Raw genomic sequence first — 23178 nt, forward strand, 5'->3', positions numbered from 1 at the left:
CATGACGGAGGGTGGCGGCCCGCGCGGGCCGCCACCCTCCAATGGGTACGCCTACCGTCAGTCCTCGTCGGACTTCGCGCCGCTCATCCCCGAGGAGATCAGGTCCATCACCGAGGAGTCCTGGAGCGTGGTCACGTCGCCCAGCGACCGGTTCTCCGCCACGTCCCGCAGCAGCCGGCGCATGATCTTGCCGGAGCGGGTCTTCGGCAACTCCGGCACCAGCATGATCTGCCGCGGCTTCGCGATCGGGCCGAGCGTCTTCGACACGTGGTTACGCAGGTCGGCGATGAGCTGCTCACCCGCGTCACCAGCGATGTCCGTGCTGCCCCGCGGAATCGCGAACGCGACGATCGCCTGACCGGTGGTGGGGTCGGTCGCACCGACGACCGCGGCCTCGGCCACCGACGGGTGCGACACCAACGCCGACTCCACCTCGGTCGTCGAGATGTTGTGCCCGGACACCAGCATCACGTCGTCCACCCGGCCGAGCAGCCAGATGTGCCCGTCGTCGTCCTTCTTCGCACCGTCACCGGCGAAGTACATGCCCTGGAAACGAGACCAGTACGTCTCGATGAACCGGTCGTCGTCACCCCAGATGGTGCGCAGCATCGACGGCCACGGCTCACGCAGCACCAGGTAGCCGCCACCACCGTTGGGCACCGACTGGCCCTGGTCGTCCACCACGTCCGCCACGATGCCCGGCAGCGGCGTCATCGCCGAACCCGGCTTGGCCGCGGTCACCCCCGGCAACGGCGAGATCATGATGGCGCCCGTCTCGGTCTGCCACCAGGTGTCCACGACCGGCAGCTCACCCCGGCCGATGTGCTGCCGGTACCAGATCCACGCCTCCGGGTTGATCGGCTCGCCGACGCTGCCCAGCAGCCGCAACGACGACAGGTCGAAACCGGCCGGAATGTCGTCGCCCCACTTCATCATCGTCCGGATCAGGGTGGGCGCGGTGTACAGGATGCTCACCCCGTACCGGTCGATGATCTCCCAGAACCGGCCCTTGTGCGGGGTGTCCGGGGTGCCCTCGTACATGACCTGGGTGGCGCCGTTGGAGAGCGGGCCGTACACGATGTAGGAGTGCCCGGTGACCCAGCCGATGTCGGCGGTGCACCAGTAGACGTCCGTCTCCGGCTTCAGGTCGAACACCGCGTGCGTGGTGTACGACGCCTGGGTGAGGTAGCCGCCGGTGGTGTGCAGGATGCCCTTCGGGCGGGCCGTCGTGCCACTGGTGTAGAGGATGAACAGCGGGTGCTCGGCGTCGAACGGCTGCGCCGTGTGCTCGGCCGACGCGGTCTCCACCGTCTCGTGCCACCAGTGGTCCTTCTCCGACCACGCCACGTCCTCGCCGGTGCGGCGGACCACCAGCACGTGCTCCACCGACGGGCAACTCGCCACCGCCTCGTCCACGGTGGGCTTCAACGCCGACGGCTTGCCCCGCCGGTAACCACCGTCCGCGGTGATCACCACCTTGGCGCTGGCGTCCTGGATCCGGTTGCTCAACGAGTCGGCGGAGAAGCCACCGAAGACCACACTGTGCGCGGCGCCGATCCGGGCGCACGCCAGCATCGCCACCGCCGCCTCCGGGATCATCGGCAGGTAGATGGCCACCCGGTCGCCGGCGGTCACACCCAGGTCGGTGAGCGCGTTCGCCGCCCGGCAGGTCAGCTCGTGCAGGTCGGCGTACGTGATGGTGCGGGTGTCGCCCGGCTCGCCCTCCCAGTGGATCGCCACCTTGTCGCCCCGGCCCGCCTCGACGTGCCGGTCCAGGCAGTTGTACGCGACGTTGAGCTGCCCACCCACGAACCACTTCGCGAACGGCGGGTTCGACCAGTCGAGCACCTCGTCCCACTTCTTCGACCAGGCCAGACGCTCGGCCTGCTTCGCCCAGAACGCGAGCCGGTCGGCCTCCGCCTCGGCGTACGCGTCGACGGTGACGTTGGCGTGCGCGGCGAGTTCGGCGGGCGGGGGGAACTGGCGCGTCTCGTTCAGCAGATTGGCCAATGCCTCGCTCATGCCGTGACTCCTCATCCTCGGGGTGACCTGCGTCTCGATGGCACGAGGGTAGTCGCGGGTCCCACGACCGGCCACGGCTGCCCACGCTGTCGCGCCGAGTGGCCCTCGCCGCGCGCCCGACGGCCCGCCCGCCGCCCCCGTCCCCGCGCGGGGTGCCTGCCTCGGCCCGCGCCGGGTGCTTGACTCGGCCCGCGCCGATTGCCTGCCCTCGGCCCGCGCCGGATGCCTTGATCAACTCGGGTTCGTGGAAATCGTGGTGTCCGAGCCAGGTGGACACCCCGACTTCCATGAACCCGAGTTGACCTTGCCGTGCCGTGCCGTGCCGTGCCGTGCCGCGTCCGGGGCGGTGGCGCCGGTCGCGTTGCGGGCGGGTGCGACCCGCCGCGCCGGGTCGGGTCGTTAGCGTGGCGGGGTGACCACCGACCCACTCGCGCCCCTGCTCGCGCTCGCCGACATCGCCGCCGCCGTCGAGCAGGCCCGTGAGCGGTTCGACCAGGCGCTCGGGCACCGGGCCCTACGCCGGCACGGCGGGCAGGTCGCCGCCGAGGTCAGCCTGCGCTCCGCAGTGGCCAGCGCGGCTCTAGAGGGGGCCGGGCACGAGCGCGAGGCGGTCCGGGCCGGCACCGTCACCGACCCGGTCCTTCAGGGGGCGTTACGGGTCGCCGGCGCGCTGCCCGGCCTGAGCGAGCTGTGGCCGAAGGCCCCCCGCCAGGCGCTCGCGAAGCTGCACGTGCTCGCCGCCCGGGACCTGGTGCCGGAAGCCGAGTTGGGCCGGCCGGTGGCCGACCCGGTCGTCGCCACCCGGCTGGACGGGCTGGCCGGACTGGTCGCCGGCGGCACGAAGGTCTCCCCGCTGGTGCTGGCCGCGGTCGTACACGGGGAGTTGCTGAACCTGCGCCCGTTCGCCGGGCCGTCCGGCGTGGTGGCCCGCGGGGCCGCCCGACTGGTGCTGCTCGCCAGTGGCCTCGACCCGCGTGGCCTGCTCGCCGTCGACGTCGGGCACCGCGAGCGGGAGCCCGAGTACGTCGGCTCGGCCGGTGCCTTCGCCACCGGCACCCCGGACGGGCTGCGCTCCTGGCTACGCCACTACATGGCCGCCGTGGAGGTCGGCGCCGACCAACTCACCGCCATCGGAGACGAGATCCTCGCCGCCGCCTGAGCGCTCTTTGCGGGGTGGGATCAGGCGGTGGTGGCGGCGCGGGTGCGGCGGTGGCGGCCGTACCAGGCGATGCCGATGGCCACCCCGACGCCCACACCGAGCGCCGCCGCGGCCACCGGAACCGCGGGCCGCTCCCGCAGGCGCCGACCCAGCGGAATCGGATGCCGGAACTCCAGCACCGGCCACGCGTTCTCCGAGGCCAGCTTGCGCAGCTGCCGGTCCGGATTCACCACGCTCGGGTGGCCGACACACTCCAGCAAAGGGCGATCGCTGTACGAGTCGGAGTAGGCGTACGAATCAGCCAGGTCATAGTCCCGGGCGGCGGCCAACTCGGTGACCGCCTCCACCTTGCTCGGACCAGCCGCGTAGAACTCGACCTCGCCGCTGTACCGGCCGTCCCGCACCGTCATCCGGGTGGCGATCACGTCGGTCACCCCGAGCAGCTCGCCGATCGGCCGGACCATCTCCTCGCCGGACGCCGACACCAGCACCACGTCCCGCCCAGCCGCCTGGTGCTCCTCGATCAGCGCGGCGGCTTCGGCGTACACATAAGGGTTGATCAGCTCGTGCAGCGTCTCCGCGACGATCTGACGGACCTGCTCCACCTGCCAGCCTTTGCAGAGCGCGGCCAGGTAGTCCCGTGTTCGGGCCATGGTCTGCTCGTCGGTGCCGCCCAGCCGGAACATCAGCTGCGCGTACGCCGACTTGACCACGTCACGCCGGGTGATCAGCCCGTCCCGGTAGAACGGCCGACCAAACGCCAGGGCGCTCGACTTGGCGATGACGGTCTTGTCCAGATCGAAGAAAGCGGCACTTCGGCCCACGGCGCGAAAGTCTAGCCGGATGGTCTATCGTCGGCGGGTGCCCGGGGTCATGCCACCCCTCAGACCTGCGGGCTGGCAGCACCATCTCCGCTCCGCGTGATCGCGCTCACACTCCGCGAGGAGATTTTCGCAGTGAGTGGAGTCGGCACCACTCGACGTGACGGGCCCGCTCAGGCAGACTTGTCCGTACGACGAGCTTTCACATCCCCGAAACAGACAGACCCTCAGCGGTTGCACCCCCCGTGACCGCTGAGTGGTTCGGCTCGACCCCCCCGGAGCCGAACCTCCGACGACCCCCGTCTCCCCCCGACGGGGGTCGTCCCTTTCTGCTGGAAGCGCTCCACCACAGCTCAGCCGGCTGGCGAACACCATCCACGCTCACACATCGCCGACCACCGCACGCTCGTCGGCATGAGCGGGCGCTTCGCCACGCCGATCACTGTTGGCCCGCGGCTACGCGGGGAACAGCTTCCAGTGCCCCTCGGAGACGACCTCGACGGTGCCGTCGGTCACCTTGATGGCCGTCTGGTCGTCGATCGCGTACGCCGGGCCCGCGATCTCGGCCGCCCACTTCTCGGCACCAGCCATGGTGTTGTCCGGCTCGAGACCCAGGTGCGGGAAGATCGAGAAGTCGACGACCCCCAGTGTGCGGTCGTCGGGCGCGGACTGCCACTCGACGAAGTCCGCACCGACCCGGGGGGTCAGCACCATGCTCCCAGCACTCAACCCCACCCAGACGGTGTCCCGCAGCGACGGCAGGAGGTCCGCCAGCCCGGACTGCCGCATCCAGTGGCAGAGGTACGTCGGGTCGCCGCCGGCCACGAGCATGACGTCGGCCTCCCGAACCCAGGGGACCCACCGCTCCTCGCCGACGCTGGGGAGCGCCGTCAGCTCAAGGACGCCCAGCGACTTCCAGCCGAGGCCGGACATGGGTAGCGGCGTCTGACCGGTGATGAAGCGCCAGGCCGAGGCTGGCCCGCCCATGGGGTGGGTCGCCGTAGGGATGCAGAGGGCACTGGAGTCGGCGATCGGCTTGCCCAGCAGGTCGACCAGCGCATCGCGGATGCTCGCGTTCTGGACGCCTGCGGACGTGAGAAGAAGCTTCACGCTTGCCTCCTGTGCGTACAGGTGATGACACGCTCTCCCCGAAGGTCGGGAGTGGGTGCATGGAGTACAGACTCGACACCATAACGAAACTCATCGCTGTTGCGACCCCTCAAGCCCCCGCAGGGTGGCTGTCACGTTCGACGATCGTGAACACGACGCGCAGTCTCTCCTGGTCTTCGATCCGAAGACGCGTGAACTGCTGGCGCACGAGCGGCTGACACTGTCGCCCGCGCGGATCAGCGCGTACCAGGTGATCCTCGACGTGGCCTGGACCGACCGACTCGGCTGACCGCCGACTTTCGGGGCCGCTCCTTCCGGGAGCGGCCCCGACGTCTTTTCCCGCAGCGGCGTCAGCTGCGAAGTTGCCTGCGCTCGTAGCAGATCAACTGTCTCGGCGGGCGTTTTCCACAGCGCACCGAGTTGTCCACAGGCGACGTCATCGCGGCGGTGCGCCGGGCGGATTTCGAGCAGGGTCGGCGGCATACCAAAGCCCGACCGCTGGAGGCCGCGATGCCATCCCGTACCACGGTTCCGCCGATCCGCCGGCTTCCGCTGGTCGTCACCGGCGACGACGATCTGCTCGATGACGTGCTCCGGCTCGCCGCCGTCGGCGGGACCGAGGTTGAGCTCGCCGGCGACCCGGCGGCCGCCCGTACCCGTTGGCTCCCCGCGCCGTTGGTGCTGCTCGGGGCCGATCAGGCGCAGGCGTGTCTGCGCGCCCGGTTGCCGCGGCGGCCCCGGGTGGTGCTCGTCGGCCGGGCCGGTCAGCTCGACCCCGGTTGGCAGATCGCCGAGCTGATCGGGGTCGAACACGTCGCCATGCTGCCGGCCGCGGAGCCGTGGCTGGTGGATCGGTTCGCGGAGCATGATCCCGGCCGTCCGGTCGGCGTCGGCGCGCGGGTCGTCGCGGTCCTCGGTGGTCGGGGCGGTGCGGGTGCGAGTGTGCTCGCCGGTGGTCTCGCGGTGACCGCCGCCCGGGCGCGGCTGCGCACCCTGCTGGTCGACGCCGATCCGCTCGGTGGTGGCCTCGACCTGGTGCTGGGCTGGGAGCAGTTGGATGGCCTGCGTTGGCCTGCGCTCACCGGCGCCGACGGGCGGGTGGACGCCCCGGCGCTGGTGCAGGCACTGCCCAGCCGGGGCGATCTCGTGGTGCTCTCCTGGGATCGCGGCGAGATGCTGGCGCTGCCGGCCGCGGCGATGGCGGCGACGGTCGACGCGGCCCGGCGCGGGCGTGACTTCGTGGTGGTCGATCTGCCCCGACAGTTGGACGACGCGGCTGTGGTGGCGTTGCAGGCCGCCGACCACGCATTCATCGTCGTACCGGCCGAACTGCGTGCCACCGCGGCGGCCACTCGGGTGGCGGCCGCCGTAGCCCCACACTGCGCGGCCCTTTCGGTGGTGGTGCGCGGGCCTGCCCCGGGCCGGCTTCGTGCGACCGAGGTGGCACGGGCATTGGGGCTTCCGCTGGCCGGCACGCTGCGACCCGAGCCGGGGCTATGCCGTGGGCTGGAGCGGGGCGAGGCGCCGGCGGCCGGCGGCAAGGGTCCGCTGGCCGCACTCTGCCAACGGATCGTCACCGACCTCACCGGCGTGCCGGCCACGGGTGCGGCATGACCGGCCGGCAGCAGGACGGCACTCTCGCCGCCCGGGTGCGACAGCGGATCGCCGCCGCCACCACGCCGGTCACCGCCGCGGCGATCGTGTCGGCGGTACGGGCCGAGCCCACCGCCGCCGTGCTCGGTGACACCGCCATGCTCCGGATAGCCGACCGGGTGCGCGACGACCTCGTTGGCGCCGGGCCGCTGGCGCCGCTGCTCGCCGACCCGGAGGTCACTGACGTTCTCGTCAACGGCACCCGGGTCTGGGTCGACCGGGGTTCGGGGCTGCACCAGGTCGCTGTGCCGGTGGGCTCGGCAGAGGACGTGCGCCGGTTGGCGCAGCGGCTGATCGCCAGCGCCGGGCGGAGGCTCGACGACGGCTCACCGTACGCGGACGCCCGGCTCCCCGACGGCACCCGGCTGCACGCGGTGCTGCCGCCGGTGGCGACGGACGGCCCCTACCTGTCGCTGCGCACCTTCCGGCACCGGCCGTTCACCCTCGACGAGTTGGTGCAGCAGGGGACGGTGCCGCGACCGCTCGCACCGCTACTCGCCGCCGTCGTCGCGGCCCGGCTGGCGTACCTGGTGACGGGAGGCACCGGGTCGGGCAAGACGACCCTGCTCAACACGCTGCTCGGGATGGTGCCGGTCAGCGAACGGATCGTGCTGGTGGAGGACGCCGCCGAGTTGCGTCCGGGGCATCCGCACGTGGTGGGGCTCCAGGCCCGTACCGCCAATGTGGAGGGCACGGGCGTGGTCAGTCTCGCGGACCTGGTCCGGCAGGCGTTGCGGATGCGCCCGGACCGGCTGGTGGTCGGGGAGTGCCGGGGCGGTGAGGTGGTCGACCTGCTGGCCGCGCTCAACACCGGCCACGACGGGGGCGCCGGCACGTTGCACGCCAACACCCCGTCCGACGTGCCGGCCCGGCTGGAGGCCCTGGGCATGTTGGGTGGGCTGCCCCGCGCCGCGCTGCACGCCCAGGTGGCCGCCGCGTTGCAGGTGGTGTTCCAGGTGCGACGGGGAGACCGGGGTCGCGTTCTGGAGTCGGTGTGCCTGCTGCTGCCCGAAGGACCCGAACGGCTGGTGACCGTGGTGCCCGCCTGGGTACGCGGCAGTGGGCTCGGACTCGCCGCCCGTGCCCTCGGGGCACTACTGCGGGAGCGTGGGGTGACGGTGCCGCCGATCCTCAGCGAGCCGTGGCCCGGATCGGCGGGTCCGGCATGAGCGGCGGGACGATGCTGGTGGCGGCGCTGCTCCTGATCGCCGCTGTCCTGGTGGCGTGGCCGGTGCACAGCGTTCGGGCTCGTCGACGTCGCGTGCTGGCACCGGCACGGAAGGGTGGCGGTGTCGATCCGGAGGACGCCCTCCTGGAGTGGATCAGGGAACTCGGTCGCACCCCGGACGGCCCGGGCGACGGCCCCGGCGCCGACCCGTTCTCGGGCCATCCGGTCGGCATCGCGGGAGAGCCGGGCCCGACCGCGGGTTCCAGCGGTGGGCGTACGGCGCTCGGTTGGCCCGCCCGGGACCTCAGCCGCAGCCCGAGTTGGCCCGGGGTGACCGGCGCTCTCACGCGTCCGGCAGGCCCGACGCGCCCGCCGACCCGTCGGGATCCCCGACGTCCAAGCGGCACCGCACGGCCGGCGGAGGCCACCATGCTCGGCACGGATCTGCCCGCCGCGGCGTCGACTGCCGCGACCGGGGTCAGCGGTGCGGGCGTGGACGGGCAGATCGGCGTCCTGAGCAGAGCAACCGCCGACGGGCACGGCGACCAGGAGCCGGGCTCGCGGGGCGACGCGCCCGGGGTGGCGATGGCCGCCGGGTACGCGGATGTCGACAGCCGGGACCATCGGCTCGTCGGCCACGTCGAGGGCACGTCAGCTGGACCGAGCACGCCTGCAGCGGTGCGTATCTCGCGATCGACAACCCGGGTGCTGCCAGTGGTCGGCCTGGTGGGAGGCGGTGTCGGTGCCGTGGTCGGCGGGCCGGTGGCTGCGGTCGCGGTTGCCGGCTACGGCACGCTGGCCGTACGCGCCGTACTGCGTTGGCGAGTGAACCGGAGTGCCGAGCGGAGCCGACGACGAGGACTGGACCAACTCTGCGGCCTCGCGGCGGACCTTCGAGCCGGCCTGCCCGTACCGCAGGCGTTTGAGAGCGCGGCCGTCGAAGGCGACGGGTCGAGCCGGCTACGTCAACTGACCTCGGCGGCGGTGCGGCTGGCCGACCGGACCGGTGCCCCGCTGGCGGAGCTCGTCGAGCGGATCGAGGCTGACGCTCGGGCGACCGACCGGGGCCTGGCCGCTGCGGCGGCACAGGCAGCCGGCGCCCGGGCCACGGCCTGGCTACTGGCGGCGCTGCCGGTCGGTGGGATCGGGCTCGGGTACGGCATCGGCGTCAACCCCGTTGCGGTGCTCCTACACAGCACGGTCGGCGGAGCCTGCGCGGTTGTCGCGGTCGCTCTGCAGGTCGTGGGCCTGCTCTGGGCGGAACGGTTGGGCGCGACACCGGGGCGGCCCGGATGACGACCCGGGGCCCGGCCGGCCGCCCAGAAAACCGGCCCAGCTGGATGAGCCAAGCCAGCCCAGCGAGCCAAGCCAGCTTGATGAGCCAAGCCAGCCCGGCGAGCCAAGCCAGCCCGGCGAGCCAAGCCAGCTCGATGATTCGGCGGCGGCCGGACGCGATCCGGCTCGCGGCAGCGCTGGGTGGGCTCGCCGTGGCCGTCGTCGTCGGGGGTTGGCTCGGGCTGCTCGGTGCACTCCCGGCTGCGGTCCTGCTCGACCTCTTGTTGCGCCGGATCGAGGCGCCCGCCGTGCGCAAGCGGCGGCAGCAGGAGGCCGCCGACCTGCCGCTCGCCGCCGACCTCCTGGCTGCGGCGATGCGGGCGGGCGCCCCGGTGGACCGGTCGGTGCTGGCCGTCGCCGAGGCGCTGGACGGGCCGCTCGCCGTCCGGCTGGCCCGGGTGGGCCGCACGCTGCTACTCGGCGGTGGCCCGGCGGAGGCATGGTCGGCGCTGGACGGAGTGCCCGGGGCGGAGCGCCTGACCGCGGCGGCGTTGCGCTCGGCCAACAGCGGTGCCGCCCTGGCTGGCGCACTGACCCGGCTCGCCGACGACCTGCGTGCCGACCGGGCCACCGCAGCTGAGGCGTCGGCCCGCCGAGCCGGGGTGCTCATCGTCCTGCCGCTGGGGCTCTGCTTCCTGCCGGCGTTCATTCTCGCCGGACTGGTACCGGTGATCGTCGCCGTTCTCGGCGATGTGCTCTGACCCATCGAGAAGGGAAAACAGCCATGCGCAAACTCATCGCTCGCCTGCGCGGCGATGCCGGGATGAACACGGCCGAGTACGCCGTCGGCACGCTCGCCGCGGTCGCCTTCGCCGGGATTCTGCTGAAGGTGCTGACCTCCGGCAACGTCCAGTCGGCGCTGACCGCCGTCATCGACCGGGCGCTGAAGTGATCGAGCGCCGGCGGGCCGGCCGTGGTCCACAACCGAGCGGGTGGAGACTCCGCGCCGCCGAACGGGCTGGCGGCGGAGACCGGGGATCCTTCACCGCCGAACTGGCGGCCGGCCTGCCGGCGCTGCTTCTGCTCCTGCTGGCCGGCCTGACCGCGGTCAACGCCGTCAGTACCCAGGCGAGCTGCCTGCACGCGGCCCGGGAGGCTGCCCTTGCCGCCGCCCGGGGCGCGGACGGCGGCGCGCAAGGCGGTCGTGCGGCACCGCCAGGAGCGGCGGTGTCGGTGTCCATCGACGGCGATCGGGTGCAGGCGACGGTACGGGCACCAGTGCGAACGCTGGGCGGCCGGCTGCCGCGGATCACCGTGTCCGCAACCGCCGTCGCCGCGGTGGAACCCGGAGCTCATGAGGGGAGTTGGTAGTGCGACGGGCCGGCGAGCGGTCAGCCCGCTCCGATGGTCAACCGACTGGCGAGCGGCTCTCTGATGGTCGACCGGACCCGCAACGAGGTGGGGCGACGGTCGTGCTACTGGCGATGGGTCTCGTCTTCGTGGTGTTCGGGACCTTCGGCGCCGCCGTCGTCAGCGCCGGGATGGCGAAACAGCGGGCAGCGGTGGCTGCCGATCTCGGCGCGCTGGCCGGTGCCGCTCGGGTGTTCGACGGAGACGCCGCAGTCTGCGCGTCCGCCTCCGACATCGCCGGCCGCAACGACGGTCGGCTGGTCGGCTGTCACCTCGACGGGCTCGACGTGCTGGTGACGGTCGAGGTGGCGTTCACGCCACTGCCCGGGCTGACCCGCGTGGCCGCCGCGACCGCCCGTGCCGGCCCGGTTCGCGGCTGAGCGACGCATGACCGGGTAGAAGCCTAGACCGCCGGCCACCTCGGACCGAGGCGCAGACCGCCCGCTGGCCGGGCAGGTCGAGGCGCCAGCGGTCTGCCGGCGGCGGGCCGGCTCGAGGCGCAGACCGCCCGCTGGCCGGGGAGGTCGAGGCGCCAGCGGTCTGCCGGCGGCGGGCCGGCTCGAGGCGCAGACCGCCGGCCGGCCGGGACTGGTCGAGGTCCGGTCCCGGCCGGCGGCGAGGAGTGGGGTGGGTGGCCGGTTGGGCCGGATGGGTCAGCGGGCCTGGAGCGCGTCGAGGGCGACGGCCATCGCGATGACCAGGCGGCGGTCGATCTGCGGGTTCTGCACTTCGACGATGTACTTGTCGCGCAGGCCCCACTTCTTGACCACGGTGAAGACCGGCTGGCCGCCGGCGGTGAAGTCGAAGTGGTACGGCAACCAGGACAGCGAGTCGACGAACCGGCGCAGCAGTGCCACCGGCAGGCTCCGCTCCTGGCCGGTCACCTGCGGCAGGCCGGCCTGCTCGACGTGCCAGGTGGAGCGCAGCAGCGACTGGGCGAAGTCCTTGCGGAACAGGCCGATCGCGTCGCCGGCGGCGTCGGTGACGTCGTACGTCGCACCGAGGTCGATGCGCTGGCGGGCCTTGAAGCCGAGCAGGGCCTGCTGCTTGGAGTCATCGGTGTAGATCGTCACCTGCTCCTTGAAAGCGAGCCGCTTCTGCTGCGCGAACGCCAGCAACTCACCTTCGGTGCCGTCCGGCGAGACCGCCCGGACCTCGTACTGGTTGACCATCATGCGCAGTCGCTGGCGGATGTGGAACTGGTGCTGGCCCTGCAAGTTGTCGAGCTGCATAAGAACTCCTCCGGGGGTTGGTGCGCCGGAGTCTCGCACAGCCCGACAAAGGTCGCGGACCCTGCTCTCCAGGATCAGATGATGCTGGGTAGCCGTCGGGGCCGGCGAACGACTACCCAGCACGGAGTGATCACTGGTGCCCTGTCAGGATCACTCCACGAGACGTCAGCGGCTGTCGACCGACGTCGCCGCACGCAGCGCCCAGGTGTTGAGCACCTGGTGGATGCCGCGCAGCCGCTCGTTGATCTGTTCCAGCCGTTCCGCCTGAGCGAGGGCCGCCAGCGCGGACCCCAGCGCGATCTGCTGGTCGAGGGTGAGATTGTCCTGGTCGATGGTGTAGAGCAGGTCGACGGTCTCGGCGATGGTGTCGGCCACGGCTTCTCCTCGGGCACGGGGGGCGATCAGCAACATAGGCATCGATGGAAGCGCTCCCACACCATTGTGCCCCGTGCCACGTCGATTCATGCAAGGTGGTCAGTCGGGCAGGTTCGTCAGCACCACGTCGAGCACCCGGATCGCGTCCGGCTTGGAGAGCGGATTGTTGCCGTTGCCGCACTTCGGTGACTGCACACAGGACGGGCAACCGGTCTCGCAGCCGCACTCGGCGATCGCGTCCCGGGTGGCCCGCAGCCACGCCGCCGCCGTCCCGTACGCCCGTTCGGCGAACCCGGCGCCACCCGGATGCCCGTCGTAGACGAAGACGGTCGGCGCCTCGGTGTCCGGGTGCAGGGCGGTGGAGAGCCCTCCGATGTCCCACCGGTCGCAGGTGGCCATCAGCGGCAGCAGACCGATCGCGGCGTGTTCGGCGGCGTGCAGCGCACCCGGCACATCGGCCGGCTGGACCCCGGCGAGGGCCAACGACTGCGGTGACAGGGTGAACCAGACCGCCACCGTGCGCAGCTCCCGGGTGGGCAGGTCGAGCGGCCGGGTGTCGATCACCTCGCCGGTGGCGATCCGTCGCCGCTGGTACGACACCACCTGGCTGGTCACGTCCACCTCGCCGAGGAACATGCCGACCGGCCCGGCGTCCACGTAGGAGCGCACCGACACCACGGACAGGTCGGTGACGTCCCGGGCGTGGGTGGACCAGTCCGGCTCCTCGGTGCGCACCAGCGCGCATCCGTCGGCGAGGTCGAGGTCGTCGACCACGTACGACACGCCCTGGTGCAGGTAGACCGCGCCGGGGTGCAGCAGGAAGTGCGAGGAGCCGCCGTCGACCGTGCCGAGCAGCCGCCCGGTCGACGACTCCACCACGGCGACCGGCGCGCCGCCCTCGCCGCGCAGGTCCACCTCCGGTCGCTCCCGGTGCCGCCAGTACCACCCGGTGGGCCGCTGCCGCAGCGCCCCGGCCGCGACCAGCTCGTCGACCGCCTCCTTCGCCCCTTCACCGAAGAGGACCAGGTCGGCCGGGGTGAGCGGCGCCTCCACCGCGGCGCAGGCGAGCTGCGGTGCCAGCACGTACGGGTTGGCCGGGTCGAGCACCGTCGCCTCCACCGGCGCCCCGAAGATCGCCTCCGGGTGGTGCACCAGGTAGGTATCCAGGGGGTCGTCCCGGGCCACCAGCACCGCGAGGGCCTCCTGCCCGGAGCGCCCGGCGCGCCCCGCCTGCTGCCACAGCGACGCCCGGGTGCCCGGATAGCCGCAGATCAGCACCGCGTCGAGGCCGACCAGGTCCACGCCCAGCTCCAGCGCGTTGGTGGAGGCCAGGCCGAGCAGATCGCCGTGCAGCAACGCCCGTTCCAACTCGCGCCGCTCCTCCCGCAGGTAACCGCCCCGGTAGGCGGCCACCCGGTCGCCGAGCCCCGGCACCGCGTCGTCGAGCGCTCGACGAGCGTTGGCGGCCACCACCTCGGCGCCCTTGCGGGAACGGACGAACGCGAGGGTGCGTACGCCCTCGGCGACCGTGTCGGCGAGCAGGTCCGCGGTCTCGCGCAGCGCCGACCGGCGGACCTGACGGAGGTCGTCGTGGCCACCGTCCGGCTGCCCCGGCACGGAGCGGGAGAGGTCGCCGTCCGACTGCCCTGGCACCGGAAAGGCCGGGCCCGAGTCGGGTGGCAGCAGCGGCGGCTCCCAGAGCGCGAAGGTCACCCCGCCCCGGGGTGAAGCGTCCTCGGTGACCGCCGTGACCGGCAGGCCGGTCAGCCGCCCGGCCGCGGTCGCCGGGTCGCCGGAGGTCGCCGAGGCGAGCACGAACACCGGGGTTGCCCCGAACCGGGCGCACTGTCGGCGCAACCGACGCAGCACGTGCGCGACGTGCGAGCCGAACACGCCCCGGTAGGTGTGACACTCGTCGATCACCACGTACGCGAGTCGGCGCAGGAACCCGGACCACTGGGCGTGCCCGGGCAGGATGCCGTGGTGCAGCATGTCGGGGTTGGTCAGCACGAATCGGGAGTGCCGGCGGATCCACTCCCGCTCGGCCCGCGGCGTGTCCCCGTCGTAGCAGGCGGGGCGTACCCCCTCCAGCTCCAGCGCGGCGACGGCGCGCAACTGGTCGGCGGCGAGCGCCTTGGTCGGTGCCAGGTAGAGCACCGTGGCGCGGGGGTCGGCGAGCAGGGTGGCCAGGGCCGGCAGTTGGTACGCCAGTGACTTGCCGGACGCGGTGCCGGTGGCGACGATCACGTGCTGACCCTCGTACGCCAGGGTGGCCGCGTCGGCCTGGTGCTGCCAGGGCGCGACCACGCCGCGCCGGGTGAACGCGGCGCGCAGTTCCGCCGACGCCCACGACGGCCACGGCGCGGGCACCCCGGCGCGGGCCGGCACCCGCTCGACGTGGGTGACCGGGTCGGCGGCGCCCCGGGCGCGCAGCCGGCGCAGCAGGTCGGCCGGCGCTGGCCCGAGGTCAGGACCAGCGGATACGGTGGCCGCGGACGGCGACTCCAGGTCGTGGCGCGGCGTGCGACGCGCCGAGCTGAAGTCGTTGGAGGTCACGCCCTGCACTCTCGCACTGGTGTTCGGAGATGAAAAGTCGGACACGGGGGTAAGGGGAAGCCTCCGCTGGCGTCCGCAGGCCGTTGCGGCGGTAGTGGTTAGATGCCCACGAGAGTTTACGGCTCTGGCGAGGAGGACCGATGGAGCTGTCGCTGGCGACGCGCACCGTGGGCGAGCACACGGTGCTCGAGGTCGGTGGTGAGGTGGACGTCTACACCGCGCCCCGGCTCCGTGAACGACTCCTCGAGCTGATCGACGGTGGCGCCCGGCACGTGGTGGTCGACCTCGGTCGGGTGGATTTCCTCGACTCCACCGGGTTGGGCGTGCTGGTCGGCGCGCTCAAGCGGCTGCGCTCGGCCGGTGGTTCGTTCGCCCTGGTCTGCGACAAGGAGCCGCTGCTCAAGATCTTCCGGATCACCGCGCTGGACCAGGTGTTTCCGCTGCACCCGACGGTCGACGCGGCGATCAGCGCCGACTCGGCGGGCGCCGGCGCGTGATGGCCACAGTCAAGCTCTCCTTCTCGCCCGCCCCGGTGCACGTGCGCACCGCCCGCCTGGTCGGCGTCGCCGTCGCCCGGCGCGCCGGAGTCCGGGAGGACCTGCTCGACGAGGTGCGTCTGGCCATCGGCGAGGCGTGCACCCGCGCGGTGGCGCTGCACCGGCAGTACGGGCTGGCCGACCCGGTGCTGGTGGAGATGTCCGACGGTGGCTCGTACGCCGTGCGGGTGGTGGACCGGGCGCCGATCGAGGCGGGTATCGGTCTGACCGCGCTGCCGCCGGACGAGCTGGCCAACGAGTCGCTCACCGACGAGGCGCTGACCACCGGCGTCGGCTTCGCCCTGCTCGCCGGCTTCGTCGAGGACCTCCAGGTGCGCCCGGTCGACGAGGGCATCGGCACCGAGGTGCGGATGGTGTGGCCGGTCGGCCGCTGATCGGTTCCGCTGTGTAGGCCGCTTCCCCTGCGGGGGATGCGGCCTTCTTCGCATGGATCGGGCCCTATATCAGATTTCGTTTCATAACACAGCGACGAAGATCATCGCGACACGGTGCCACCTGGGTGTGACCTCCAACACTGCGGAGGGCTACAGTACCCGGGTTGTCAGCAAGTGACCTGTCCCGCAGCCAGCGGGTATGGGTGTTCATCGCTGGTCCGCTGGTGGGTTGGCGCGCGCTTGCGAGTCCGCATCCAGGCGTCGGTCAGTGCGTCTCCACTCACCGGCGCGAGTGTTCGGTAACAGGAGGACACAGATGTCCGAGACCTTGGCCGCCGACGGCGGCGGGCTTTCCCTTACCGGAAGCAATGTCACCTACGTCGTCATCGCCGCGGTAATCGCGTTGGTGGCGCTCGTCTTCGCCGCTGCCCTCACAAGAACGGTGCTGGCCGCCGGCAAGGGCACCAGCACGATGCAGGAGATCTCGGGGGCGGTCCAGGAGGGCGCCTCGGCCTACCTGCTTCGCCAATTCCGTACCCTGGCGATCTTCGTCGTCATCGCCGTCGTGCTGCTCTTCCTGCTACCGGTGCACGACACCGACGGCAGCGAGCTGGCGGTGAAGATCGGCCGCTCGCTGTTCTTCGTGGTGGGCGCGCTGTTCAGCGCGTTCATCGGTGGCGCCGGCATGTGGTTGGCGACTCGCGCCAACCTGCGCGTCGCCGCCGCCGCGAGAGAGCGCCAGGGTGGCCGCGAGGCGGCCATGAAGATCGCCTTCCGAACCGGCGGCGTGGTCGGCTTCTTCACCGTCGGCCTGGGCCTCTTCGGCGCCGCGCTGGTCGTGCTCCTCTACCGGGGTGACGCGCCCACCGTGCTGGAGGGCTTCGGCTTCGGCGCCGCGCTGCTCGCGATGTTCATGCGGGTCGGCGGCGGCATCTTCACCAAGGCCGCCGACGTCGGCGCCGACCTGGTCGGCAAGGTCGAGCAGGGCATCCCCGAGGACGACCCGCGCAACGCCGCCACCATCGCCGACAACGTGGGCGACAACGTCGGTGACTGCGCCGGCATGGCCGCCGACCTGTTCGAGTCGTACGCGGTCACGCTGGTCGCCGCGCTGATCCTCGGTCGGGCCGCGTTCGGCGAGGACGGCCTGGTCTTCCCGCTGATCATCTCCACCATCGGCGTGCTGGTCGCGATCATCGGTGTCTTCATCACCCGGCTGCGCACGTCCGACCGCAACGGTCTGACCGCGATCAACCGGGCCTTCTACCTGTCCGCCGTCATCTCGGCGGTGCTGGTGGCGATCGCCGCCTTCGCGTACCTGCCGGCGACCTTCGGCGAGTTCGACGGCGGCCTCACCGACGCCAGCGGCAACCCGCGGCTGGTGGCCATCGGCGCGGTCGTGATCGGCATCGTGCTGGCCGCCGCGATCCAGGCGCTGACCGGCTACTTCACCGAGACCAACCGGCGACCGGTGCAGGACATCGGCAAGAGCTCGCAGACCGGCGCGGCGACCGTGATCCTGGCCGGCATCAGCATCGGTCTGGAGTCGGCGGTCTACTCGGCGTTGCTGATCGGCGCCGGCGTCTTCGGCGCCTTCCTCCTCGGCGGCAGCTCCATCACGCTGTCGCTGTTCGCGGTGGCGCTGGCCGGCACCGGCCTGCTCACCACGGTCGGCGTGATCGTCGCGATGGACACCTTCGGGCCGATCTCCGACAACGCCCAGGGCATCGCCGAGATGTCCGGCGACATCGACGAGCACGGCGCGCGGGTGCTGACCGAGCTGGACGCGGTCGGCAACACCACCAAGGCGATCACCAAGGGCATCGCGATCGCCACGGCGGTACTCGCCGCGACCGCGCTGTTCGGCTCGTACACCGACACGCTCAGCAGCGCGTACGCCAGCGCGGGTGTGCAGGACGTCGGCTCGGAGATCCTCAACTCGCTGAACGTGGCGAACCCGCGCAACCTGGTCGGCCTGATCATCGGGGCGGCGGTGGTCTTCCTCTTCTCCGGGTTGGCCATCAACGCGGTGTCCCGCTCGGCCGGCGCCGTGGTGATGGAGGTCCGCCGGCAGTTCCGTGAACTGCCCGGCATCATGGACCGCACCCAGCGCCCGGAGTACGGCAAGGTCGTCGACATCTGCACCCGGGACGCGCAGCGCGAGCTGATGACCCCCGGCCTGCTCGCCATCCTGGCGCCGATCGCGGTCGGCTTCGGCCTCGGACCGGGCGCGCTCGCGGCGTACCTGGCCGGAGCGATCGGCGCCGGCACCCTGATGGCGGTGTTCCTGTCCAACTCAGGTGGGGCCTGGGACAACGCCAAGAAGTTGGTCGAGGACGGCGCGTACGGCGGCAAGGGCTCCGAGGCGCACGCCGCCACGGTCATCGGCGACACGGTCGGCGACCCGTTCAAGGACACCGCCGGCCCGGCGATCAACCCGCTGATCAAGGTGATGAACCTGGTCTCGCTGCTGATCGCGCCCGCCGTGGTGGCCTGGAGCGTCGGCGACGACCGCAACGTCGGCCTGCGGGTGACCATCGCGCTGGTCGCGGCGGCGATCATCGTGGCGTCGGTGGTGTTCAGCAAGCGCAAGGGCATCGCGATGTCCGACTCCGACGCCGACGGCAACACCGGCGCCGGCAGCACCGATCACCGCCCGGAGACGGTCAACGCCTGATCCACGACGAGCCCGGGTCCCCGGTCGACGTACCGCGTCGACCGGGGACCCCGGCCGTCCGGCCCGGTGCCACACCTGGCCAAAGGCCGTACGCTGCAACGCATGCGTACGTGCCGGGCGTCTGCCGCCGGAAAGCTCACGGTGGTCCTGGCCACGATCGTCGTCCTCGCCGGCTGCGGCGGGGGCCCCAGCCCGCGGGCCTGGGCGGCCTCGGTCTGCGGTGCGCTCACCCCGTGGCGTTCCGAGATCAGCAAGTTGACCAGCAGCACCGACGAACAGATGACCGCGCAGACCACACCGGCGCAGGCCAAGGAGAACCTGGTGCGGCTCTTCGCCGGGGCGGAGCAGGCCAGCGAGGCCGCGCGCCGCAAGGTGGAGCAGGCGGGCGTCCCGGAGGCCGACAACGGCGAGGCCATCTCCGCCGGGTTCCGCGGCTCGCTGGGGAAGATGCGGGACGCCTACGGTCGCGCCCGGGACACCATCGAGGGGCTGGGCATCGACGAGCCGACCGCCTTCTACGACGGCGTGCGGGCCGCGGTGGCGACCCTCAACACGGAGTACGACGCCAGCGCGCTGGACACCAGCAAGCTCAACTCCGAGGAGTTGAAACAGGCATTCGACGAGGTGCCGGAGTGTCGCTGAGCGGGCCCGGTGACACCGGGGAGGCACCGCCGCCCCCGGCGCTGTTTCCCGCGCCCGAACCAGACGCGCCCGAACCCGCCGCGCCCGTTTCCGCGCGTCGTCGCGGCGGTTCGTCCCCGAACGGCTCGAATCCGCGCGACGACGCGGGCCGGCAACTCGTCTTCTTCGGTGCGGATACGGCCGAACCGACGGTCGCCGACCTGGCCGGGCTGCTCGCCGGGCCGGGCGAGGTGGTCCGGATGGGCGGCACCGCCCGGCTCTGCGTGCGGGTGGACGCCGCCTGGCGGGTGCACGTGCTCGTCGCCGAACTGGCGTCGCGCGGGCTGGCGGCGAGCTGGGAGCCGACCGAGGACGAGCGACACGCCGTCCGTACGTCGTACACCCGGGTCTTGAAGCCGCTCGCGGCGGCCTGGCTGCACGGCCCGACGAAACGCCCGCCGGCCGCCTTCCACCTGACCGGTCGACGGTTACGACTGTGGGTCGCCGCCGCCGGGACGCCGGAGCCTCCCGACGGCTTCCTGTTGCGGCTGGGCGCCGACGACCAGGAGTGCTGGGAGTCGATCGGGGTGGCGCTCGACGCGGCCGGGCTGGCCGGAACACTGCTCGACCCGGCTGCGGGAGGCCCGGCCTACCTGATCACCGGCCGCCGCCGGCTGGCCCGGCTGGCCGAGCTGGTCGGCGCCCCGCCCCGAGCAACGCCCCCCAACTCCTGGCCAACCTGACCCCCGCCCCCCGCCCCCTGGCCCCTACCCCCAACCCCCACCCCCCACCCCCGTCGATCATGGAGTTGTGGTGGTGGATGTACTTCTCGTTCGGGGCTAAAGCGCCCACCACAAGTCCATGATCGACGCGGATGGGCGGGGGATGGGGCGGGGGTGGGGCGGGGGACGGGTGGGCGGGCGGTGTCTGGTGTTGGACAGGCGGCGGGTCGATCCAGGCGGAAAACGGGCGGGTCGGGCCTCGGTCGTGGGTCCGCCATCGTCACAGTGACCCGCTTCGAGCCCTACCCACGGTGTACGGTGGCGCCGTCCGACAGTGCCGAAGCGGTTTGCGGCCCGCGAAACCCGAAACGCGGGCGACGCGTTACGTTGGACATCCGGACCGCCGGTGCGACGGCGGGGTCGAAAACGGTCGCTGTCCGGGCGCCGGCAGGCCACGAGCAGGAGTGAGGTCGGGGAGAGACGTGCCGAGCAACGCTGGAACCACCCGTCTGGTCATCGTCGAGTCACCGGCGAAGGCCAAGACGATCTCGGGCTACCTCGGCCCGGGGTACGTCGTGGAGGCCAGCTTCGGTCACGTCCGCGACCTGCCGCGCAACGCCGCCGACGTGCCGGCCAAATACAAGAAGGAACCCTGGGCCCGGCTCGGGGTGGACGTGGACAACGGCTTCCACGCCCTCTACGTCGTCTCCGCCGACCGCAGGCAGCAGATCAGCAAGCTGGTGAAGCTGGCCAAGGAGGTCGACGAGATCTTCCTGGCGACGGATGAGGACCGCGAGGGCGAGGCGATCGCCTGGCACCTGGTCGAGACGCTGAAGCCCAAGGTCCCGGTCAAGCGGATGGTCTTCCACGAGATCACCAAGCCGGCGATCCAGGCGGCGGTGGCCAACCCCCGGGAGATCGACCGCGATCTGGTGGACGCCCAGGAGGCCCGCCGGATCCTCGACCGCCTCTACGGCTACGAGGTCTCCCCGGTGCTGTGGAAGAAGGTCATGCCGCGGCTCTCGGCCGGCCGGGTGCAGTCCGTGGCGACCCGCATCGTGGTCGAGCGGGAACGGCAGCGGATGGCCTTCCGCACCGCCGAGTACTGGGACATCCTGGCCACCCTCGCTGTGGCCAACGCCGGCGAGGGTCCGCGAAACTTCAACGCCACCCTGATCGCGTTGAACGGCGACCGGATCGCCACCGGCAAGGACTTCGAGCCGACCACGGGCAAGGTGAAGCCCGGCGCCGGCGTCGTGCACCTCGACGAGAGCGGTGCCCGGGGGCTCGCGGCCCGGCTGGACGGGCGGCCGTTCACCGTCACCCGGGTCGAGGAGAAGCCCTACCGCCGTCGCCCGTACGCGCCGTTCATCACCTCGACCCTCCAGCAGGAGGCCGCCCGCAAGCTGCGCCTCTCCTCGCAGCAGACGATGCGTACCGCGCAGCGCCTGTACGAGAACGGCTACATCACCTATATGCGTACCGACTCGGTGAACCTGTCGGAGACCGCCATCTCGGCGGCCCGTCGGCAGATCGTCGAGCTGTACGGCGAGCGCAGCGTCCCGCCGGAGCCGCGCCGCTACACCGGCAAGGTGAAGAACGCGCAGGAGGCGCACGAGGCGATCCGTCCGGCGGGGGACAACTTCCGCACCCCGGGCGAGGTGGCCAAGGAGCTGTCCGCCGAGGAGTTCAAGCTCTACGAGCTGATCTGGCGGCGCACCATCGCCTCGCAGATGACCGACGCGGTCGGCTCCAGCGTGTCGGTGCGCATCCGCGCGGTCTCCACCTCCCAGGAGGAAGCCGACTTCGGCGCGACCGGCAAGACCATCACCGACCCGGGCTTCCTGCGCGCGTACGTCGAGTCCAGCGACGACGAGAACGCCGAGGCCGAGGACGCGGAGCGCCGGCTGCCCACCCTGGTCAAGGACCAGCCGCTGACCGCCGACGAGTTGGCCGCGCAGGGCCACCACACCCAGCCGCCGTCGCGCTACACGGAGGCGTCGCTGGTCAAGGCCCTGGAAGAGCTGGGCATCGGCCGCCCGTCCACCTACGCGTCGATCATGCAGACGATCCAGGACCGGGGGTACGTCACCAAGCGCGGCCAGGCGATGATCCCGACCTTCCTGGCCTTCGCGGTGATCGGGTTGATGGAGCGGCACTACCCGCGCCTGATCGACTACGACTTCACCGCCACGATGGAGAACGAGCTGGACGAGATCGCCGGCGGTGACCACGCGGCGGTCGACTTCCTCACCGCGTTCTACTTCGGCAGTTCCAACGGTGCCGGTGACCAGGACATCGCCCGTTCCGGCGGGCTCAAGAAGCTGGTCACCGAGAACCTGAGCGACATCGACGCCCGCAGCGTCAACTCCATTCCGCTCTTCACCGACGACGACGGTCGTGAGGTCGTCGTGCGGGTCGGCCGGTACGGGCCGTACCTGCAACGGGAACTGCCCGGTGGGGAGCAGCCGGCACCGGCCGCCGAGGGCGAGGAGGGCGGTGCCCAGGGCGACCGGGCGCCGATTCCCGAGGGCCTGGCACCGGACGAGCTGACCCCGGAGAAGGTGCACGAGCTGTTCCTCGGCGGCAGCGGTGAGCGCAAGCTCGGTGACGACCCCGCCACGGGCGAGCCGATCGTGCTCAAGTCCGGCCGGTTCGGCCCGTACGTGTCCAGCGGTGAGCGGAAGTCGTCGCTGCTACGTACGCAGACCCCGGACTCGCTGACCCTGGAGCAGGCGCTCAAGCTGCTCAGCCTTCCCCGGCTGGTCGGGGTCGCGCCGGACGGCGTCGAGGTCTTCGCCAACAACGGTCGCTACGGCCCGTACGTCAAGCGGGGCGAGGAGTTCCGTTCGCTGGAGTCCGAGGACCAGATGTTCACGGTCGGCCTGGACGAGGCGCTGGCTCTGCTGGCCGCTCCGAAGGCCCGTGGCCGGCGGGCGGCGGCACCACCGCTGCGCGAGATGGGCGTGGACCCGGCGACCGAGAAGCCGCTGGTGATCAAGGACGGCCGGTTCGGCCCGTACGTGACCGACGGGGAGTTCAACGCGTCGCTGCGGCGCGGGCAGACGCCGGAGGCGCTGAGCATCGAGGAAGCCTCCGAGATGCTTGCCGAGAAGCGGGCGAAGGGTCCGGCGCCGCGCAAGAAGGCGGCGGCGAAGAAGGCGCCCGCGAAGAAGGCCACGGCCACCAAGAAGACGGCCGCCGCCAGCAAGTCCACGGCCGCGAAGAAGGCCACGACTGCCAAGGCCACGACGGCGGCGAAGAAGGCTCCGGCGAAGAAGGCCGCCCCGCGTAAGGCCGCGACCGGCACGGAGTAGCCCCGCCCCCCACGCTCGCCTGGACACCCCGCTCTCACCTGACACCCCGGTTTCGGTGAGACCGGGGTGTCTTGTTGTCGGCGACACCCCGGTTTCACCGAAGTCGGGTCGATCAACCCGGCAAGCCCG

At 72.0% G+C, this 23178-nt stretch carries 21 protein-coding genes; 15 read left to right on the top strand and 6 right to left on the bottom strand.

The window, feature by feature from the left end:
* Positions 1-57 precede the first annotated feature (57 nt).
* The gene (acs, locus tag AB0J33_RS02700) at positions 58-2022 is read right to left on the bottom strand and encodes an acetate--CoA ligase (RefSeq protein ID WP_363609101.1); all 1965 of its coding nucleotides are present in this window, start codon (positions 2020-2022) and stop codon (positions 58-60) included.
* A gap of 412 nt (positions 2023-2434) precedes the next feature.
* Here acs and AB0J33_RS02705 point away from each other — a divergent pair, with 412 nt between their 5' ends.
* Positions 2435-3181: an oxidoreductase gene (locus tag AB0J33_RS02705; protein WP_363609103.1), complete on the top strand. Its 747-nt coding sequence runs from the start codon at positions 2435-2437 to the stop codon at positions 3179-3181.
* Between the two features lie 20 nt (positions 3182-3201).
* On the opposite strand, the gene AB0J33_RS02710 is transcribed toward AB0J33_RS02705, so the two are convergent.
* Both AB0J33_RS02710 and AB0J33_RS02715 read right to left on the bottom strand, forming a co-directional pair.
* Positions 3202-4005, bottom strand: coding sequence for an HAD-IB family hydrolase (locus tag AB0J33_RS02710; RefSeq protein WP_238661425.1), 804 nt, complete (start codon positions 4003-4005; stop codon positions 3202-3204).
* 453 nt (positions 4006-4458) lie between these two features.
* Positions 4459-5112 (bottom strand): Type 1 glutamine amidotransferase-like domain-containing protein, encoded by a 654-nt coding sequence (locus AB0J33_RS02715; RefSeq protein WP_363609105.1) that lies wholly within the window; start codon positions 5110-5112, stop codon positions 4459-4461.
* Between the two features lie 124 nt (positions 5113-5236).
* Between AB0J33_RS02715 and AB0J33_RS02720 the strand changes: the two genes are divergently transcribed.
* From AB0J33_RS02720 to AB0J33_RS02755, 8 genes are all read left to right on the top strand, one after another.
* Positions 5237-5401 (top strand): hypothetical protein, encoded by a 165-nt coding sequence (locus tag AB0J33_RS02720; protein WP_363609107.1) that lies wholly within the window; start codon positions 5237-5239, stop codon positions 5399-5401.
* Positions 5402-5622: 221 nt separating this feature from the next.
* Positions 5623-6726 (top strand): septum site-determining protein Ssd, encoded by a 1104-nt coding sequence (ssd, locus tag AB0J33_RS02725; RefSeq protein ID WP_363609109.1) that lies wholly within the window; start codon positions 5623-5625, stop codon positions 6724-6726.
* The gene (locus tag AB0J33_RS02730; RefSeq protein WP_363609111.1) at positions 6723-7934 is read left to right on the top strand and encodes a TadA family conjugal transfer-associated ATPase; all 1212 of its coding nucleotides are present in this window, start codon (positions 6723-6725) and stop codon (positions 7932-7934) included. The genes ssd and AB0J33_RS02730 overlap by 4 nt, the downstream gene beginning before the upstream one ends.
* Positions 7931-9229 carry a hypothetical protein gene (locus tag AB0J33_RS02735; RefSeq protein WP_363609113.1) on the top strand — a complete coding sequence of 433 codons (1299 nt, stop codon included), beginning with the start codon at positions 7931-7933 and terminating at the stop codon, positions 9227-9229. The genes AB0J33_RS02730 and AB0J33_RS02735 overlap by 4 nt, the downstream gene beginning before the upstream one ends.
* A gap of 134 nt (positions 9230-9363) precedes the next feature.
* Positions 9364-9969: a type II secretion system F family protein gene (locus AB0J33_RS02740; protein ID WP_363609115.1), complete on the top strand. Its 606-nt coding sequence runs from the start codon at positions 9364-9366 to the stop codon at positions 9967-9969.
* A 23-nt stretch (positions 9970-9992) separates the two neighbouring features.
* Positions 9993-10160, top strand: coding sequence for a DUF4244 domain-containing protein (locus tag AB0J33_RS02745; RefSeq protein WP_081883916.1), 168 nt, complete (start codon positions 9993-9995; stop codon positions 10158-10160).
* Positions 10157-10579 (top strand): TadE family type IV pilus minor pilin, encoded by a 423-nt coding sequence (locus AB0J33_RS02750; RefSeq protein WP_363609118.1) that lies wholly within the window; start codon positions 10157-10159, stop codon positions 10577-10579. Before AB0J33_RS02745 ends, AB0J33_RS02750 begins: the two co-directional genes overlap by 4 nt.
* Positions 10573-10998, top strand: a complete 426-nt coding sequence (locus AB0J33_RS02755; RefSeq protein ID WP_363609120.1) for an Rv3654c family TadE-like protein — start codon at positions 10573-10575, stop codon at positions 10996-10998. Before AB0J33_RS02750 ends, AB0J33_RS02755 begins: the two co-directional genes overlap by 7 nt.
* Positions 10999-11271: 273 nt before the next feature.
* Here AB0J33_RS02755 and AB0J33_RS02760 read toward each other — a convergent pair whose 3' ends face one another.
* From AB0J33_RS02760 to AB0J33_RS02770, 3 genes are all read right to left on the bottom strand, one after another.
* Positions 11272-11850 (bottom strand): hypothetical protein, encoded by a 579-nt coding sequence (locus tag AB0J33_RS02760; protein WP_363609122.1) that lies wholly within the window; start codon positions 11848-11850, stop codon positions 11272-11274.
* 165 nt (positions 11851-12015) lie between these two features.
* Complete coding sequence (locus AB0J33_RS02765) at positions 12016-12225, bottom strand: hypothetical protein (protein WP_030334221.1); 210 nt, start codon at positions 12223-12225, stop codon at positions 12016-12018.
* A 99-nt stretch (positions 12226-12324) separates the two neighbouring features.
* A complete protein-coding gene (locus AB0J33_RS02770; RefSeq protein WP_363609124.1) occupies positions 12325-14781 on the bottom strand; it encodes a DEAD/DEAH box helicase in 2457 nt (818 codons plus the stop codon).
* A 140-nt stretch (positions 14782-14921) separates the two neighbouring features.
* Here AB0J33_RS02770 and AB0J33_RS02775 point away from each other — a divergent pair, with 140 nt between their 5' ends.
* The 6 genes from AB0J33_RS02775 (at position 14922) to topA (ending at position 23049) form a co-directional block, all read left to right on the top strand.
* Entirely contained in the window at positions 14922-15278 is a 357-nt protein-coding gene (locus AB0J33_RS02775) for an STAS domain-containing protein (protein ID WP_179781807.1), read from the top strand.
* Entirely contained in the window at positions 15275-15712 is a 438-nt protein-coding gene (locus AB0J33_RS02780; RefSeq protein WP_030334228.1) for an ATP-binding protein, read from the top strand. The genes AB0J33_RS02775 and AB0J33_RS02780 overlap by 4 nt, the downstream gene beginning before the upstream one ends.
* Positions 15713-16028: 316 nt before the next feature.
* Positions 16029-18389 carry a sodium-translocating pyrophosphatase gene (locus AB0J33_RS02785; protein WP_363609127.1) on the top strand — a complete coding sequence of 787 codons (2361 nt, stop codon included), beginning with the start codon at positions 16029-16031 and terminating at the stop codon, positions 18387-18389.
* Positions 18390-18491: 102 nt separating this feature from the next.
* Positions 18492-19031 carry a hypothetical protein gene (locus tag AB0J33_RS02790; RefSeq protein ID WP_363609129.1) on the top strand — a complete coding sequence of 180 codons (540 nt, stop codon included), beginning with the start codon at positions 18492-18494 and terminating at the stop codon, positions 19029-19031.
* Complete coding sequence (locus AB0J33_RS02795; RefSeq protein ID WP_363609131.1) at positions 19022-19753, top strand: hypothetical protein; 732 nt, start codon at positions 19022-19024, stop codon at positions 19751-19753. Before AB0J33_RS02790 ends, AB0J33_RS02795 begins: the two co-directional genes overlap by 10 nt.
* Positions 19754-20214: 461 nt before the next feature.
* On the top strand, positions 20215-23049 hold the full coding sequence (gene topA / locus AB0J33_RS02800; protein ID WP_363609133.1) for a type I DNA topoisomerase: 2835 nt from the start codon (positions 20215-20217) through the stop codon (positions 23047-23049).
* Positions 23050-23178 lie beyond the last annotated feature (129 nt).

The organism is Micromonospora sp. NPDC049645 (assembly GCF_040675155.1).
Taxonomy (GTDB): Bacteria; Actinomycetota; Actinomycetes; order Mycobacteriales; family Micromonosporaceae; genus Micromonospora.